Source organism: Shewanella sp. Sh95 (assembly GCF_001308045.1).
GTDB classification, from domain to species: domain Bacteria; phylum Pseudomonadota; class Gammaproteobacteria; order Enterobacterales; family Shewanellaceae; genus Shewanella; species Shewanella xiamenensis.
Genome location: NZ_LGYY01000096.1, coordinates 42,464 through 58,533, shown reverse-complemented (window position 1 = coordinate 58,533; position 16,070 = coordinate 42,464). Strand labels below are relative to the sequence as shown.

The following is a 16,070-nucleotide window of genomic DNA, read 5'->3' as shown; positions in this document are numbered from 1 at the left end:
TCAGAAAACTACCAAAAGTAAACAGTTTACATGAAAGTTAGTCTGTTACCAGCAAAAAGATAAGTTTAGAGACCGGATCCTACCTGTGATTGTATTTAGATACCTTATTCGAGAAGTTTTAAAGGCGCAAATTGCGGTACTTTTTGTACTGTTAACTATTTTTATTAGCCAGCATTTCGTGCGCATATTAGCCGACGCCTCAGACGGTGAATTTCCCGCTTCTCTCATCGCCACCTTGATAGGCCTTAATTTACCCTATCTGGTTGTTCTGGTTTTACCTTTAAGCTTATTCCTTGGGATATTAATGGCCCATGGTCGCATGTATGCCGAGAATGAAATGGTCATTCTGCACGGTGTTGGTGTGAGTGAATGGTATGTTACTCGAGTAACTTTGATCCTTGCCGTTATTAACATGTTGTTTACTGGCTATTTATCCCTCTATGTCGCGCCTTGGGCGGAGGAGCAACAAAACCAAGTGCTGGAGAAAGCACAATCTGAAGCAGGCCTTGCCGCGCTCGTGCAAGGGCGTTTTCAGGCCAGCCCCAATGGCCGTGCGGTACTGTTTGTCGAACGCATTGGCAAGGATAATGAGCTTGAAAAAGTATTCGTGGCCCAACTCCCCGATCCAAATGACGAAATTGGCTTGACTAACGTCGTTGTTGCCAAGGGGGGACGCGTTAATGAAGATCAAAATGGCTCACAGCAGTTACAACTCAATGATGGGGTGCGTTATCAGGGCAGCCCACAACAAAAAGACTACCAAATGATTGAATTTGGTGGCTATAAGATGCAAATCAAAGAACAACAGGTTGATGAACGTCGCCGTAAACTTTCAGCTTTACCGCTGGCAGACTTGATGAAAGTGGAAGGTTCTGAAGCCGTGGCTGAGTTTCATTGGCGTCTAGCAATTCCGTTGGCGATTCCTATTATGACCTTAATTGCAGTGCCTTTGGCTCGGGTCAATGTGCGACAAGGCAAGTTCGCCAAAATGCTCCCCGCTGTTCTCTTGTACCTAGGTTATTTTGGTCTGATGGTTGCGGGTCGTAAAGCGCTCCAAGATGGCGTTATTCCACAGTATTTAGGCATGTGGTGGATCCATTTGTCGGCACTGATTATGGGGATTTTACTGCTCGGTAAAGACAGGCCCCTATTTGCCCGTTTATCAGCGGCAATGGCGCGTAAAAAGGTGGCTGCATGAAGATTTTAGACCTTTATATCGCCCGAGTTTTATTAAGCACCTCGGCGTTATGTTTACTGGTGCTGACAGGTTTGTCGGGCATTATTAAGTGGGTGGACCAACTGCGCTTAGTGGGCCGCGGCACTTACACTATGATGGATGCGGGGATTTATGTGCTATTCCTTGTGCCCCGCGATATTGAAATGTTTTTCCCGATGGCTGTGCTGTTAGGTGCCTTGATCGGTATGGGGATGTTAGCCTCTAATTCGGAGCTTGTCGTCATGCAAGCATCGGGCATGTCGCGTTTGCAGATCACGCTATCGGCGATGAAAACCGCCGTGCCGCTGATGCTGATGGTCATGGCATTGGGTGAGTGGGGCGCCCCAATTGCGGAGCAAAAGGCTAATGAACTTCAGGCCATCAAACTCTCCGGTGGCAGTTTGATTAAATCTCACCGAGGTATTTGGGCAAAAGATGGTGATTTGTTCGTGAATATTGGTGAAGTTGCGGATATCGATAAGCTCAACAATATCACTTTATATAAGTTTAACAGTGAGTTAAAACTCACCAATGTAGTGCATGCTAAAAGTGCATTGTTCAGTAAAGACAGCTGGCATCTCTCGGATGTTAAGCGTACCGATTTAAGCTATGACGAAGTGAAACTTGAGCATTTAGATGAAGATATTTGGCGCTCAAGTTTAACGCCTGACAAGCTCAGTGTGGTATCGGTTAAGCCTGAGGCCTTATCGATACGCGGCTTAATGGGATACTTAGAGTATCTTAATAGCAATAGCCAAGACCCAAGTCGTTACGAATTAGCCCTTTGGCGCAAGGTAATGCAGCCTGTTACCGTAGGGGTGATGATGCTGGTGGCGTTATCTTTTGTATTTGGACCGTTGCGGACAGTGACTATGGGGGCGCGGGTGTTACTCGGGGTGGTTGCTGGATTTAGTTTCTATATCAGTAATGAGATATTTGGCCCCATGAGTATTGTTTATGAACTACCTGCGTATGTCGGGGCGATGGCGCCAAGTCTACTATTTACGGGTATTGCCTTTTACTTTATCCGGCGGTGATAAACGCGGGTAATAAAAAACGACGCAATGGCGTCGTTTTTTATTGGGACAATTTTATAAGCGACTAAAAGCTAAATTTAAGCGCCATGCCAATTACGCATTTGGTTAGCTTCTTTGGATAACACGACTACTTCAGAACGGGTCATCATATCCTGCAGTGCGAGTTTATCGTCGTTGATCAGTACCCACAGATTACCAATGCCGAGTAATGACCAGACGATGCGTGCATAGGCGGTGATAAGGCTTAAGTTTTGGCCATTGGGATGTTGGATCTTAAGGCGCCAAGCGCGCATTCCGAGGGTTTGGCCACCTTTACTCCAAAATAGCGCATAAAAAGTACCTACGCAGAGCGCTAACCAAAGTTGATAAATCCCATGGTAAATCGGTGTGCCATTGAGGGCGTCGGACACATGCTCGAAGCCATTCATGCTAACGAGGCCAGAGGCTGTGAGTCCAAAAAAAATACCAAAGCCAATAGCGCCCGAAAACATATATACGGCTACCGCTAGCAGTAGGTCATAGATGATTGCCCCTAGGCGGCGAAAGAATCCGGCGCGGGGAAAGTTGGCATGTTCAGCATTTAACATCGGCGATCCTAATTCTAAATGGATAAATGACGATAAGGTTTAAGCTTCTGGTTCTTCATCACGTACAAAGTGGATATTGCTAAACCCAAAGCGAGCAAATTCGACTTTGCGATAATCTTTTTCAGCCTTGGCGCCTTTGCGTGAGGTCATGGCAATTTGTTGCTCCATCGCCAGAAACTTGGTTAAGTCTATACCTTCGGCCTCCGCTACGGCCTCGTATAAATCGTGGTGTTTAGCATAACTAAAGGCAATGGTTTTCGTCTCACCTTTGAAGGTGTAAGTCACTTGACGCGCCATGGATATCTCCTGAAATGGTCTCGAAATGGTTCTGAAATTAATTAAATTCGCTTCTAAAAATAAAATACACCGCACCGAGGATGCACAGACCCGCCCAGAGATAATCGAGTTTCAGTGGTTCCTTCATGTAGAAGTAGGCGAAGGGCACAAACAAGCTTAAGGTAATGACTTCCTGTAGGATTTTTAATTGTCCGACATTCATCACTGTGTAGCCGATACGGTTAGCCGGCACTTGCAGTAGGTATTCAAACAGGGCGATGCCCCAACTGACCAAGGCGGCGATAATCCAAGGCTTTGAGCCTAAGGACTTTAAATGTCCGTACCAAGCAAAGGTCATAAAAATATTGCTAAGACAGAGTAAACCAATAGTCGTTAGGGTGGGGTTCATCATTCTTCTCGATGATTAAGTTTATAAATCATGTACATGGCATCATCAGTGTAGCTACCAAGGCATTTCTCTATGGCTTTAGGTTTAAAGCCCATTTTGCGCCAATAGCTATCAGCGCCTTGCACCGCCACTAAGGAGAGGGAGCTCAAGTTAAAGCGATCGGCAAGCTGCTTTAGACGCATTAAGGCTTTAGACCCAGCGCCTAAACCTTGAGCCTTTGCCGATATCGCAATATCGTGCAGATACAAAGTATCGGCCTTAGGTAAATGGGTGATTGGCTCATAAAGTGCGGGAGGCATATTGGTGGTCCAAGGATGAGCAAGACAATAGCCCACCACTGACTCATTTACCTCAAATACAAAACAGGATTGAGGTGAGACGTGCCACTTGCTTTGCAATACATGCAGGGGTTCAGGATCCAGTTGAGAATAACATTCTTCCTGGATCTGTAAAATAGCATCCCAATCCTGTGGGGTGATTGCACGCAGTAACATGGTCGACCTTTTTCCGTCCAAAAGCAGTTTGAATAAATAAGTCAGGGATTATATACCCAAATCGCAGCAAAAGCTTTGAAACTCCGATAGTGATGCGATTGCGGCAAGTCTAAGCGCTAGAGTGTTATTGCCAACGCTTTATGACCTAGCGCTACTGCATTTAGCCCAAATAGCGTTGAGTTAAATGCTTAGCCAGATATTGACTGTTTAACGGCTCGCCCGTGGCTTGAATGATGAGTTCATCCGTTGTCAGTAATGAGCCTTTGGACCAAATATGCTTGCCAAGCCAGTCAAATACTTGGGATAACTGACCGTTATCGATAAGGTTTTCAATGGGGCCTAAACTTCGCTCCATTGCAAAACGGCACTGAGCAGCATACATAGCGCCTAGGGTATAGCTAGGGAAATAGCCAAGTTCACCGACTGCCCAATGGATATCCTGCATACACCCATCGCGATAGTTACCATCGGTATTGATCCCGAGCAGTTGTTGCATCTGGCTTGACCAAAAGTCGGGTAGGTCATCCACACTCAAGCTACCGTCGATAAAGGCTTTTTCGGCCTCGAAGCGCAATAAAATATGGCAAGGATAGGTGACTTCATCGGCATCGACGCGGATAAGCCCTGGATTGACGCGGGTGTAGTGTCTTGCCAAGTCTTGGGCGCTGAACTCGCAGCCTAAGTGCTGTTTAATCAGTGGCTGCAATTGCCGTAAAAACGCGGGATTGGCACCGAGCTGCATTTCACAAAATAAGCTTTGGCTCTCATGGACTCCCATGGAACGAGCCAGTCCTGCGGGTTGACCGCGCCATTGTTTCGGTAAACCCTGTTCATAACGGGCGTGGCCAGTTTCATGCACTATGCCCATGATAGCACTACTAAAATCGGCTTGGTTATAACGCGTCGTGATGCGCACATCACTCGGTACACCGCCGCAGAATGGGTGGCTACTGATATCGAGCCTGCCATGGTTAAAATCAAACCCTAAATAGGCCATCACATCGAGGCCAAGGGCTTGCTGCGCCTTGATATCGAAGGGGCCATTAAGCTTAAGTGTTGGCTCACCGGCTTGTTTTTCGAGTACATTTTGGATGAGCGTGGGGAGCCAAGTTTTTAAATTACCAAAGGTTTGCTCAAGCTTTGCGGTAGTCATGCCAGGCTCAAATTTATCGAGCAGGGCATCATAGGGGGAAATATTTTGCGCTTGGGCGCGGATTAAAGCTTCTTCCCTCGCAAGGGCGATTATCGCCTTAAGATTAGGTTTAAAGCCTTGCCAATCATTGTTTTTACGTTGCTCACGCCAGGCATTTTCACACTGATAGGCCATCTTGGTTTTGGCTTGAACCAGCTCACCCGGCACTAGAGTCGCCTGTTGATACTGATATTGCATTTCCCTTAGGTTGGCGTGTTGTTCTGAGGTAAGCGCTTCTTGCGCGGCAAGAGCGAGATTGTCACCAAGGTGAGGGGACGTTTTAAGGGTATGGATATGCAATGCGAGTTCAGCCATGGCATCGCCACGCTCACTGCCGCCGCCCAAGGGCATCATTGCTGCCTGATCCCAATCACCTAGCGCACTAAAATGTTCAAAATGTGAAATTTTCTGGAAATGCGTCGTAAGTTTATCGTAACTTGGCGTAGGTTGTTTGGTGTTCATAGCGGTATCCATAGACTCAATCTTAAGGTGCGGTCGTTATCTATTAGCACGAAAAATAACAATAACTGCATGATAATATCATGCAGTCAAAAGCACACTAGACCCCTAAAGGGAGGACGTGAATATTATTGACCATAACGGCTCACGCCATTATGGCGTAATGGGGAGTTATTCAAATCTGCTTTAGGATAAATTTTTGTTTGGAAACTAAGCTTGCCTTGCTATGCTGTCACTCGTAAGTTGATAATTACAGTGAAGTAAATGGACTGCTGTATCGTTCAAGGAGATGACTATGTGGGCGTTTTTAGTTGAACAGCCTAACCTACCTTACACTATTGCCTTCGCCTGTGTGCTTGTCCTTGGTGTTTTTGAAGCCTTATCACTCGTCATAGGATTAAGTATGATGAGCGCCTTAGACCAGTGGGTGCCTGCTGATGTTGAGTATGATGCTGATATTGGTGGTAGCGGACTCACAGGGATTGCTGGCTGGCTTTGTCTCAATCGTTTGCCGCTACTTATCTGGTTTGTGCTGGCACTAACCAGTTTTGCCATTGCAGGCTATCTCGTTAATTACATTAGCTTAATGGTCTCGGCTACCTTGCTGCCGCAACTATTTACCTTACCTATCGCCGTAGTTGGCAGTGCATTGTCTTGTCGCTATCTTGGCCGAGTACTGGCCGATTTGCTCCCCAAAAATGAATCTACCGCCATCTCCCTTGATGACTTAAGCGGTTATGTCGGCACTATCACCTTAGGCTGCGCCATTAAAGGCATGCCATCGGAAGCGGTTGTTCGCGATAAACATCAACAAAAACATTATGTATTAGTCGAGCCTGAAACTTCAGGTATCGAGTTTGCTAGTGGTACTCAAGTGGTGCTGCTTAAAAGAGAGGGAAGAGTCTGGTCTGCGACTCGCTTTGATAATTAATTTTCCAAAGCTATTAACGAAGAAGGAAAGCAAATGGATGTGTTAAACGAAGTCACCAGTTCGAGCAATTTTGTGTTGTTGGTTGCCGGAATGGTATTGATTGGCCTGATTGTGATTGGTCTGATTTTCGCCAAGTTATACAAACGGGCAACGAAGGAAATGGCCTTTGTGCGTACTGGTTTTGGTGGTGAAAAAATCATTAAAGACGGCGGCGCAATCGTCTTGCCCGTGCTGCATGAAACCATTGCAGTGAACATGAATACCCTGCGTATCGAAGTGGAAAAAACTCAAAAAGATGCACTGATCACCAAAGATCGTATGCGGGTTGATGTTAAAGCAGACTTTTATTTGCGGGTGGCACCTAATGCTGATGGCATTTCGATGGCGGCACAAACCTTAGGTACCCGTACCACGCGGGTGGAAGAGCTGAAAAAGCTGATGGAATCTAAGTTTGTCGACGTGTTGCGTGCGGTCGCCGCGGAAATGACCATGACTGAGATGCATGAGCAGCGTGCCGATTTTGTACAACGGGTGCAGAACAACGTTGCTAACGATTTAGAGAAAAACGGTTTAGAACTTGAATCCGTTTCCTTGACGGGATTTGACCAAACCGACTTGCAGTTTTTCAATGAAAACAACGCATTCGACGCAGAAGGTCGCGCGCGTCTAGCTAAAATCATTGAAGAAAAGCGTAAAGAAACCAACGATATTCAGCAGGAAAACCGCATTAAGATTGAGCAGCGTAACTTAGAGGCTGAAAAAGAATCGCTGGAGATTGAAAAGTCGGAAGAAGAAGCACGTCTTATCCAGCAACAGTCACTCGAATTTAAGCGCGCCGAGCAAAAAGCCGAAATTATTAAGCAAAAAGAAAACAAGGCCCGTGAAGAACGTGAAGCCGAAATTGCCAAAGAACGTGCTATCGAAACCGCGGAAATTGAAAAGACCAAAGATATTGAAACCCGCGAGATTGAAAAACGTAAATCTATCGAACAGGCGCGTATTCAACAGCAACGTGATATCGAAGTCGCCGAGCAGGAAAAACACATCGCGGTAGCCGCTAAATCGGAAGAAGAGTCGGCCGCCCGTGCCCGCGCAGCAGAAGCGGAAAAGCTGAAAGTGGAGAAAGAGGAAGCGGTTATCACAGCGCGCCAAGTGGCAGAAGCCAATCGTCGCAAAGAAATTGAAGTGATTGATGCCCGTAAGGAAGCTGAGCGTGATGCTGTTGGTGTGACAGTACAAGCTGAAGCTGAGAAACGTGCCGCGGAAGACAGATCGAGTGCGATTTTGATTGAAGCGCGTGCCAGTGCCGATGCGAAAAAACTGCAAGCCGAGGCGGATGAAAAAGTCTATGCCGTTGAAGCGGCTGGTAAACAAGCTCTGTACGAAGCCGAAAACGTGCTGCGTGATGAGCAGATTGCGCTGCAAAAATCCCTTGCAATCTTAAAAGCCTTGCCAGAAATTGTTGCTCAAGCGGTTAAACCATTGGAAAACATCGAAGGTATTAAAATTCTTCAAGGTTATGGTGCTGGTCATCAATTTGCCACGGGTGGTGATAGTTCCGCCATCAACCAAGGTGGTATCGCTGAACAAGTGACTAGCGCAGCCTTAAACTACCGCGCCAATGCGCCAGTTGTCGATGCCATGCTACGTGAATTAGGCTTAGTCCAAGCGGATTCTGGCACTTTGAACGATCTGCTCAATGGCAATAATGCACTGACGACCGAGGCCTTAAATGTGGTGAAATCGGCCAACACTGGGCTGAATGGTTATAGTCAGCAACAGGCCATGATTGAACCAAAGATAAATAATTAAGAGTGGTCAATCACCAAAGACTAAAGCGCCTACGGGCGCTTTTTTATGCCTGAAACGGCTGTATCGATTTGTAGTATTCCACTATTACCCTAAATTTAATGGTCGGAGTAGAGTGAAATCCGCTGTTGCGTTTTCCCTTATCGAATAAAAGGAGTTTCTCATGGCCAATATTTTGATCATCGCCGGTGATTTTGTTGAAGATTACGAGTTAATGGTGCCGTTCCAAGCCCTGCAAATGGTGGGTCACAATGTAACGGTTGTTTGTCCCGATAAAGTGGCGGGGCAAACCATTAAAACGGCAATTCATGACTTTGAAGGCGACCAAACCTATACCGAAAAACCAGGACACTTATTTGCCTTAAATGGCAATTTTGCCGGTTCGAACGCGCGTGATTTTGATGCGCTGTTGCTTCCAGGTGGTAGGGCGCCAGAGTATTTACGCCTAAACCCTGCGGTGATTGCCCTCGTGGCAGAATTTGCCGCCCAAGATAAACCGATTGCGGCTATTTGCCATGGCGCGCAGTTACTCACGGCGGCAAATGTGGTTCGCGGTAAAAAAGTGTCAGCCTATCCCGCTTGCGCGCCCGAGGTGAAACAAGCTGGCGCTGAATATTGTGATATTGAAGTCACTGCGGCAATTACCGATGGCAAATTAGTTACCGCGCCCGCATGGCCAGCGCATCCTGCATGGTTGGCGCAGTTTAACAAGTTATTGAATTAACGATACTCATCCTGTGTAATTTATGGCATAACAGTTCGGGTAGAGGCTTAAGTTGAGTATTCGCTGGGGACTTAAGCAAGGCGCAATGGCTGGAGCAAAGCGCAATAGCTGCTTGGGGAGTAATATTGTGTGTGAAATCTATTCCGGTGCCGAACCCGAACTGTTTGAACTCAAAACCCGCTCCATTCGCATCGATGGTGTGGTGACGAGCGTTCGGCTAGAAGCGATTTTTTGGCAGATTATTGAAGAGATTGCCGAAGATGCCGAGCTGAGTGTCGCGGTATTTTTAACCCGTATTTACCGAGAGGTGTTAACTCGCCACGGAGAAGTGGCTAACTTTGCTTCTTTATTGCGGGTCGCCTGCACAACCCATCTTAATCAGGGGCAGCGTTTGGTGTTAAAACCTAAGGTTGCACTAAACGCGAAATCCTCTTGAATATCCATTGCATCTTTGCGATTTGAAAAGACTAAAGTTGCTGCATACTTGCCGCGTTATTGCAGAGCCATTTTCTTGTGAGTACTTGGAAACATGAGCTTTTATCGATTTAGCTTGCGAAGGCTTGGGTATATTTGTTGATAATCTGCTCTACTTTTCCATTGGCTTTTAGCTGCGCTATTGCGTGATTGAGCGCAGGTAGTAGAGCAGCATGCTCTTTCCGTAGCCTTAGCACCAGTACGCCATCAGAATGCACCGCGGCTAATCCAACGGGGATCTTAAGCTTGTTTGACCAATATAAGGCGGGATAGTTACCCGAGATAATGGCCGTGATGCGGTGTTTATCTAATGCCTTAATCAACTCTTGTTCAGAGGTAAAATCGACACGGATAAACTCCTTGTCGTCATGGTACAAATATCCCCTGACGGTACCGATTTGCTTGCCTTTAATTCCAGTGATTTCTTTAAAGGATTCAACATTTTCGGGTCTGGTCACTACGTACTCAGTGATAGGCATGATGGGATCGGATTTCACGAATAAGGGACCAAAATCTTGGTTTTCAAACCAACTGGGGCTAACCACATCAAAATCTAATTGACCCGTTTCAAGGGCGTTGTTCGTCCGTTTGGGCGGCAAGGACAGATTTTCTCCCTCAATATTCGCTAAGGATAAAATCTGCGGAATTAATTCAGAAATTATTCCCGGAGCATCGGGTTGATTGGCAATAAAATACGGATACCAAGAATATGAGCCAGTAATGTTGTACTTGAGTTGTTCTGCATAGGACTGAGGGGCAAACAAAATCAGTAATAAAACGCCTTTAACGAGGCAACGATAGAGAATACTTCCTTTACCCATCGAGTCCTTCACTCCTTGGTTGATCGAGCTTAGTGGTTACTACGCTACATTGTATTCTTTCGTTGTGAAAAAATGGTTATCTGTGGCGCAGTTTACCTATTCAAGCAGTTTTCAGCCGTTAAGCCAACAGTTGGCACAATGCAGGTTGCTGATTGTGAGGATAAATTCGATAGGTCTTATGGTGTTTGATAAGACTCGTTTTCTTATTGCCCTGGCTTATCAACAAACCATGGGAGAGGGCGATTTGAGTCAACTGTTGCTCATCGGCACGGACATATAAGTTGATGGGTTTGATGAGCTGATTATCTTGAATATGCTGGGTAAATTCTTTTACATCAATGACTAAGCTCGATTGGCCATCGCCGTCTAGCTTCAGTTTCGTATTAATTTCTGTATCGGTAAACACTAACCACTCGCGCTCAGTCAACTCGGCAATCATAGCGTTTAACGCCGTACCTAACTCCACGTGCGAGTTTTCAACGCTCTGATATTGATGAACAATTCTTTCCAATAACCGCTTAAGTTCGGCGCCAGCACCTTGGCTGCGAGCCATACGGATCCACGTGGTCAGATCCTCGGCAACCAATTTTGAAAAGCGTTTTTCCTTCAGGGCCTCAACCATCCAGTTGCATAAAAAATGGCTTTCCTGTGCGGGTGTGCGTTGGGCTTTTTTGGCTTGAGCTGAAGTGGTTAAATCGGTAAGCCCCGCCAGTGCGAGTTCGAGTATGGCTTGATTATAGGTTTGAGAATTCATTGTGGCTCCGCCGCGGGCTAAAGGGATTGATCTGATTAAATTGGGGCGATATTTATTGCGGCGGAGCTAGTTTAGCAAAGCAGTCGCTAAATCGATAACGATTCTTAGCGGCTGCTTGGGTGGGATATGGATTATTATGGCGCACCGACGAGGCTAGCCGCCGTCAGAATCAACTTAGGCGCAGGTCTCACCTTGTAGTTGGGATTCACATATTGGAAATGGATTAATCCTTGAGTATCAGCAATATAAATTGCCGGTACTGGCAGGACTAATCTTTTATCGCCTTCGGGCGTTGTCCAAAGTGGATTATCCAGTTTTAAGCGGCTCAGGTAAGTCTCAGTAACTTGCTTGCTGGTATAAAAGGCAAGCCCAAAGGCTTGCGATGCAAGCATTTTTTCATCTGAAAGTAATAAGTATTTCAGCTCATTTTTCGCCGCCGAGGCTTTTAACAGTGCTGGCGTATCGGGTGATATACCCACTAATTGAAAACCCATTTCAATGAGTTTTGGCTCGATCGCTTTTAATTGTCCCATTTGGTTGTTGCAAAACGGGCACCAGCCGCCACGGTAAAAGAAGAAAATCGTTGGTTTTTGTGCCGTTAATTTGGCTAAATCAACATTTTGGCCATTCATGTCTTGCAAAGTGATTGCGGGGATTTGCTCGCCATTGAGTAGTGGGCTAACCGAATATTCATCTTTGGCGATAGGTTGAGCGAGCGTGCTAAAACTGCCGAGCAGTAGGCTGATGGTCAGTAAAAAGCGCTGTAGTGTGGACTGCATTAGAGCATATCTCCTTGTCATTAGTTTTTGTTTCAATTAAATATTCTGCTGTTAACGGTAAACCGTTATTAGCCTGTGTGCTTGGGTGGACTGAGCATGGGTAGTAAACGTAGAAATAAGAACGGCGAGATGCGAAATTTATTGCAGTATTTGTCGTTATTTAGTGGGTTTGTTAATCAGTGCTATCACTCGGATATTGCAATAAGAACAAGATGTCCGCAAATCACTCTGAGTCAGATAGGTTTTAAATGGTAATAAAAAAGCGTCCGTTTAAGGACGCTTTAACATTATTATTAGTGTATTAAATTAGCGCGTTAAGATAGTTATCAACACAACATTATTTGAGTTTTTTGCCTTTGCTTGGGGCTTGACCAACTTTCATTTTCACGCGGCGGCCCTGCATGCTTTTTTCGGCGATGATCTGCTCGCTGACGTTGTCGAGTCGCTGTTGTTTTTTGGCAAAACTGCGACGGGTTTGCAGCTGTTTTAACAACAACTCACGGCTACCGACCTCATATCCTGGAACGGTAATGCGGCGAATTTTTTGGCCGATTAGCTTTTCAATATCCGCTAGGGTGCGCTCTTCTTCACGGCTCACAAATGAAATCGCCACGCCACTTTTACCTGCACGACCTGTTCGGCCGATACGGTGAACATAGTCTTCGGCAAGGAAGGGTAAGTCGAAGTTGACCACATACTCAAGGCTGGGAATATCTAAACCGCGGGCGGCCACTTCGGTCGCCACTAGCACACGTACTTTACCGGATACAAATTCGCGCAGCGCACGGCGACGGCTACCTTGGGCTTTTTCACCGTGGACGACTTCAGAGGGAATACCATCTAAATTTAATTCTTTAACCAGAGTATCCGCTGCATCGCGGGTCGCGGTAAACACTAACACTTGTTGCCAGTTTTTCTTACCAATCAACTCCGATAATAGCTCGCGTTTACGACGCTGCTCTACCGGATACACCACTTGGCTAACGGTATCTGCGGTGGTGTTTTGTTTATCGGCGCTGATCACTTGGGGTTTGACCATCATCTCGTTAGCCAGTTTTTTCACTGCGCTGGAGAAGGTGGCTGAAAACAGTAGGTTTTGACGCTTCTTATTGACCGCTTGAAGAATTTTTTGAATGTCGGCACTAAAGCCCATATCCAGCATGCGATCGGCTTCATCGAGCACTAAAAAGTCAACGCTGGACAGACTTAAGTTACAGGCGGTAAGGTGCTCAAGTAAACGGCCAGGGGTCGCGACAATAATATCGGCACCGCGTTTTAACTTTTGCGCTTGAGTCTCAACTTTTACGCCACCGTAGATCGTTAATACGCTGAAATTTAAATACTTGCTGTAGGCTTCAACGTTTTCTGCTACTTGGGCGGCAAGTTCGCGAGTCGGAGTGAGGATTAATACCCGCGTGTTAGATTTTAAGGTTTCACTTGGGTTTTCAACCATTTTTTGTAGTATCGGCAGTGCGAAGGCGGCGGTTTTACCTGTGCCGGTTTGCGCGCTGGCGAGCACATCTTGGCCGCGGCGGATGGCTGGGATCGCTTGCTGCTGAATCGGTGTCATTTTTTGATAACCGCAATCTGAGATAGCGCGTAAAATCTCGGGGCAAAAACTAAAAGATTCAAATCTCATTTTGGATTCCTGTCATTCACTCATTCAATCATTCAAGCGCCTTACCCTATTACAGACACTTTTACAGCAAAGTATTCTGCCATGGGCGAACGTTAACGCACTTGTTTGTGCCTTTCTAACGCTTAGCGGTCAGAAAAATGGCGGGCGCGGAGTATAGCAAAATTTTCGGTTAAAACCTGTACTTTTTAACCCTTTGGCCGTTTATAACGATATTGCTGCTGTTTTGCTGATAATCAGAGGATTAACTTAAGGCGTGGATTGGCTTGGATAAAGGATGCCGCGCTATTGTGTGTCGACAATCGCGCGGCATTACAGCTAGCCAAAGGCGCGGCGTAGGCCAAGTGCTTTTTCAGCGCTGTGTTTTAAATGATTGGCGGCATCACCAATCTGATGCGTTGCCGCGAGGTTTTCACTGCTGCTTTGGGTGATGAAATGAATATTGTTGGTGATTTCATGCACCACTTGGCGCTGCTGATCGGCGGCCACCGCATTTTGCTGTGCAAAGGTGTGGATCTCGCTGACTTCTTGGTAAATGGTGTTGACGTTTTTGGCGGAGGTTTGAATGTCGTTAGCGCATTGCTCTGCATGTTGGCGGCTTTGCTCCATTTCTTTTGCCCACGCATTTAACATGCTGAACATCTTATCGACACTCTGCGAAATACTGTTGGTCGATAACTGAGTGCGGCTCGATAGGGCGCGCACTTCATCGGCCACCACCGCAAAGCCGCGCCCTTGTTCACCCGCTCTCGCGGCTTCAATGGCGGCATTGAGGGCAAGCAGGTTAGTTTGCTCAGCAATAGAATCAATCTCACCCATGGCACTGGCAACTCGTTCAGCTTCTTGATTAAGCAGATTGGCATTATTCGCTGCATCGGCGACGGATTTAGCCAGCTGTTCGACCTTTTGGGTATTAGCCTTCATATTGGCGCTGCTTTTTAGGCAGAGATCATAGGCGGTATTAATGCTGGTTGAGGTTCGTTGAGTGTTTTGAGCAACTTCGGTAATCGTCGAACTCATTTCTTCCATTGCACTTGCCAGTTGCTCGAGCTGGTTTTTCTCTTGATCTAGGCTGGCATAGGTTTGTTCAGTGGTGACCACAAGTTGATCGGCTATCGCATGCAATTGATTAGCTTGATCTTGAGTGCGGCCGAGTACGCCATTCATCTTGGCTTGTAATAAGATCAATTGAAAATCGAGAATCGATGAGGTGTCAGCTCCCGAGTAGATGTAGCGACTAATAGAATCGTATTTTGTTTGCATATCAATCAACTTGGCCGGAATACGAAAGGCTTCATCGTAGAAGATAGCTAAGTTAAGGCCCATTAAAATCGCGCCAGCGATAATCACTCCCCAACCCCAAAGGTAACCCGCAATTAATAATCCTGTCGATGCAACTACAGCAGAGACAACACGTTTTTGCATTAAACTAAGTGGCTTAGTAATGGATTTATTGTCCAATAACCTGCGGTAAATAGCTGTTGCTCTAGTGACATAGGCTGCCTGCGGTTGCAGACGAACCGACTGATAACCAACAATTGTGCCATTCTCAAACACGGGAGAAACAAAGGCATCAACCCAATAAAAATCGCCATTTTTACAGCGATTTTTAACTATGCCACGCCAAGATTGGCCGGATTTTAGTTTTTGCCACATCTCTTTAAAAGCGGCACTAGGCATATCGGGATGACGTACTTTGTTATGCTGATGCCCAATTAATTCTTCGGCACTGTATCCTGATACTTCGGCAAATCGTTGATTAACATAAGTAATAATCCCGCGGGTATCTGTGGTGGATATCAATTCGTCTTGAGGAGTGAGGCGGATCTCTTGTGCGTGATGATGGTTGTTACTGATTTTATTGTGACTAGGGTTACTCTGGCTCATTTCGTGTGTCCATTCTGGGCCGATATTATGATTAGGGTAAATGTAATGCTAAAGCTTGTGCCGACTCTCATGGGGGGCGGCTAATTATGTGATAATGGTATCATTTTTGTGTGGATATTGGAGAGTGGTTTTTAGCATTACCCATAAGAAAAGTAATGCATTTTTATTTTTCTAACTTTTTAAAAATATTAGTTTTTTTATTGCTATTTAAACGAGTGTTTATCCTGTTCATCGGCATATTTAGTGTGATATCTACTTTAGTATTAGCGGTTTTTGTCAGGTTAATAAGGTTGTTTTGAAGCAATAGGGAGAGGGTTTATACAAGCCAACGTCAGTGCATAAAGCGCTTTATATAGTGAATATTCGTCGTCCTTTGTGAGCCTCACAGGCATTGTGCCCACATGGTGCATTGACTTAAAAGGAAGTCGCGTCAATGCACCTTGGATTGAAATACCAGTGATAGTCCGAATTGATTAGATATCTAATGTTGTTGGTATTACATGATGATCTGCGGTTTACTGACGCACAAACCTAAAATGGTGTAGCTTCAATACTCTAAAACAATAAACCCAAGACAGTATGTCT

At 45.8% G+C, this 16,070-nt stretch carries 16 protein-coding genes; 6 read left to right on the top strand and 10 right to left on the bottom strand.

The features are described from left to right. Positions 1-85: 85 nt before the first annotated feature. Both lptF and lptG read left to right on the top strand, forming a co-directional pair. Positions 86-1,198 carry an LPS export ABC transporter permease LptF gene (gene lptF, locus AEA42_RS07195; protein ID WP_037415652.1) on the top strand — a complete coding sequence of 371 codons (1,113 nt, stop codon included), beginning with the start codon at positions 86-88 and terminating at the stop codon, positions 1,196-1,198. Further along, complete coding sequence (lptG, locus tag AEA42_RS07190) at positions 1,195-2,253, top strand: LPS export ABC transporter permease LptG (protein ID WP_037425424.1); 1,059 nt, start codon at positions 1,195-1,197, stop codon at positions 2,251-2,253. The genes lptF and lptG overlap by 4 nt, the downstream gene beginning before the upstream one ends. Before the next feature lie 77 nt (positions 2,254-2,330). Here lptG and AEA42_RS07185 read toward each other — a convergent pair whose 3' ends face one another. The 5 genes from AEA42_RS07185 to AEA42_RS07165 form a co-directional block, all read right to left on the bottom strand. Then, entirely contained in the window at positions 2,331-2,840 is a 510-nt protein-coding gene (locus AEA42_RS07185; RefSeq protein ID WP_047538033.1) for an RDD family protein, read from the bottom strand. Between the two features lie 39 nt (positions 2,841-2,879). After that, positions 2,880-3,137 (bottom strand): DUF2960 domain-containing protein, encoded by a 258-nt coding sequence (locus AEA42_RS07180; protein WP_011071581.1) that lies wholly within the window; start codon positions 3,135-3,137, stop codon positions 2,880-2,882. 37 nt (positions 3,138-3,174) lie between these two features. After that, positions 3,175-3,525 carry a DMT family protein gene (locus tag AEA42_RS07175; RefSeq protein ID WP_037415674.1) on the bottom strand — a complete coding sequence of 117 codons (351 nt, stop codon included), beginning with the start codon at positions 3,523-3,525 and terminating at the stop codon, positions 3,175-3,177. Further along, positions 3,525-4,019, bottom strand: coding sequence for a GNAT family N-acetyltransferase (locus AEA42_RS07170; protein WP_037425427.1), 495 nt, complete (start codon positions 4,017-4,019; stop codon positions 3,525-3,527). The genes AEA42_RS07175 and AEA42_RS07170 overlap by 1 nt, the downstream gene beginning before the upstream one ends. 160 nt (positions 4,020-4,179) lie before the next feature. Further along, positions 4,180-5,685 carry a carboxypeptidase M32 gene (locus tag AEA42_RS07165; protein ID WP_055647343.1) on the bottom strand — a complete coding sequence of 502 codons (1,506 nt, stop codon included), beginning with the start codon at positions 5,683-5,685 and terminating at the stop codon, positions 4,180-4,182. A gap of 280 nt (positions 5,686-5,965) precedes the next feature. Between AEA42_RS07165 and AEA42_RS07160 the strand changes: the two genes are divergently transcribed. The 4 genes from AEA42_RS07160 (at position 5,966) to AEA42_RS07145 (ending at position 9,570) form a co-directional block, all read left to right on the top strand. Beyond that, positions 5,966-6,601, top strand: a complete 636-nt coding sequence (locus AEA42_RS07160; protein WP_037425429.1) for a YqiJ family protein — start codon at positions 5,966-5,968, stop codon at positions 6,599-6,601. Between the two features lie 33 nt (positions 6,602-6,634). Continuing rightward, positions 6,635-8,413 (top strand): flotillin domain-containing protein, encoded by a 1,779-nt coding sequence (locus AEA42_RS07155; RefSeq protein ID WP_037425431.1) that lies wholly within the window; start codon positions 6,635-6,637, stop codon positions 8,411-8,413. 160 nt (positions 8,414-8,573) lie between these two features. Further along, entirely contained in the window at positions 8,574-9,134 is a 561-nt protein-coding gene (locus AEA42_RS07150; protein ID WP_037425433.1) for a DJ-1/PfpI family protein, read from the top strand. Positions 9,135-9,261: 127 nt separating this feature from the next. Next, complete coding sequence (locus tag AEA42_RS07145) at positions 9,262-9,570, top strand: ribbon-helix-helix domain-containing protein (protein WP_037416089.1); 309 nt, start codon at positions 9,262-9,264, stop codon at positions 9,568-9,570. Between the two features lie 109 nt (positions 9,571-9,679). Here AEA42_RS07145 and AEA42_RS07140 read toward each other — a convergent pair whose 3' ends face one another. The 5 genes from AEA42_RS07140 to AEA42_RS07120 all read right to left on the bottom strand — a co-directional run bounded on the left by AEA42_RS07140 (position 9,680) and on the right by AEA42_RS07120 (position 15,485). Next, entirely contained in the window at positions 9,680-10,429 is a 750-nt protein-coding gene (locus tag AEA42_RS07140) for a transporter substrate-binding domain-containing protein (RefSeq protein ID WP_037415702.1), read from the bottom strand. A gap of 118 nt (positions 10,430-10,547) precedes the next feature. Then, positions 10,548-11,183 (bottom strand): DUF2913 family protein, encoded by a 636-nt coding sequence (locus AEA42_RS07135; protein ID WP_037425436.1) that lies wholly within the window; start codon positions 11,181-11,183, stop codon positions 10,548-10,550. A 134-nt stretch (positions 11,184-11,317) separates the two neighbouring features. Continuing rightward, the gene (locus AEA42_RS07130; protein WP_037415710.1) at positions 11,318-11,962 is read right to left on the bottom strand and encodes a peroxiredoxin-like family protein; all 645 of its coding nucleotides are present in this window, start codon (positions 11,960-11,962) and stop codon (positions 11,318-11,320) included. 337 nt (positions 11,963-12,299) lie between these two features. Beyond that, positions 12,300-13,601 carry a DEAD/DEAH box helicase gene (locus AEA42_RS07125; protein WP_037415712.1) on the bottom strand — a complete coding sequence of 434 codons (1,302 nt, stop codon included), beginning with the start codon at positions 13,599-13,601 and terminating at the stop codon, positions 12,300-12,302. A 315-nt stretch (positions 13,602-13,916) separates the two neighbouring features. Beyond that, positions 13,917-15,485: a PAS domain-containing methyl-accepting chemotaxis protein gene (locus tag AEA42_RS07120; RefSeq protein WP_055647342.1), complete on the bottom strand. Its 1,569-nt coding sequence runs from the start codon at positions 15,483-15,485 to the stop codon at positions 13,917-13,919. Between the last annotated feature and the right edge of the window lie 585 nt (positions 15,486-16,070).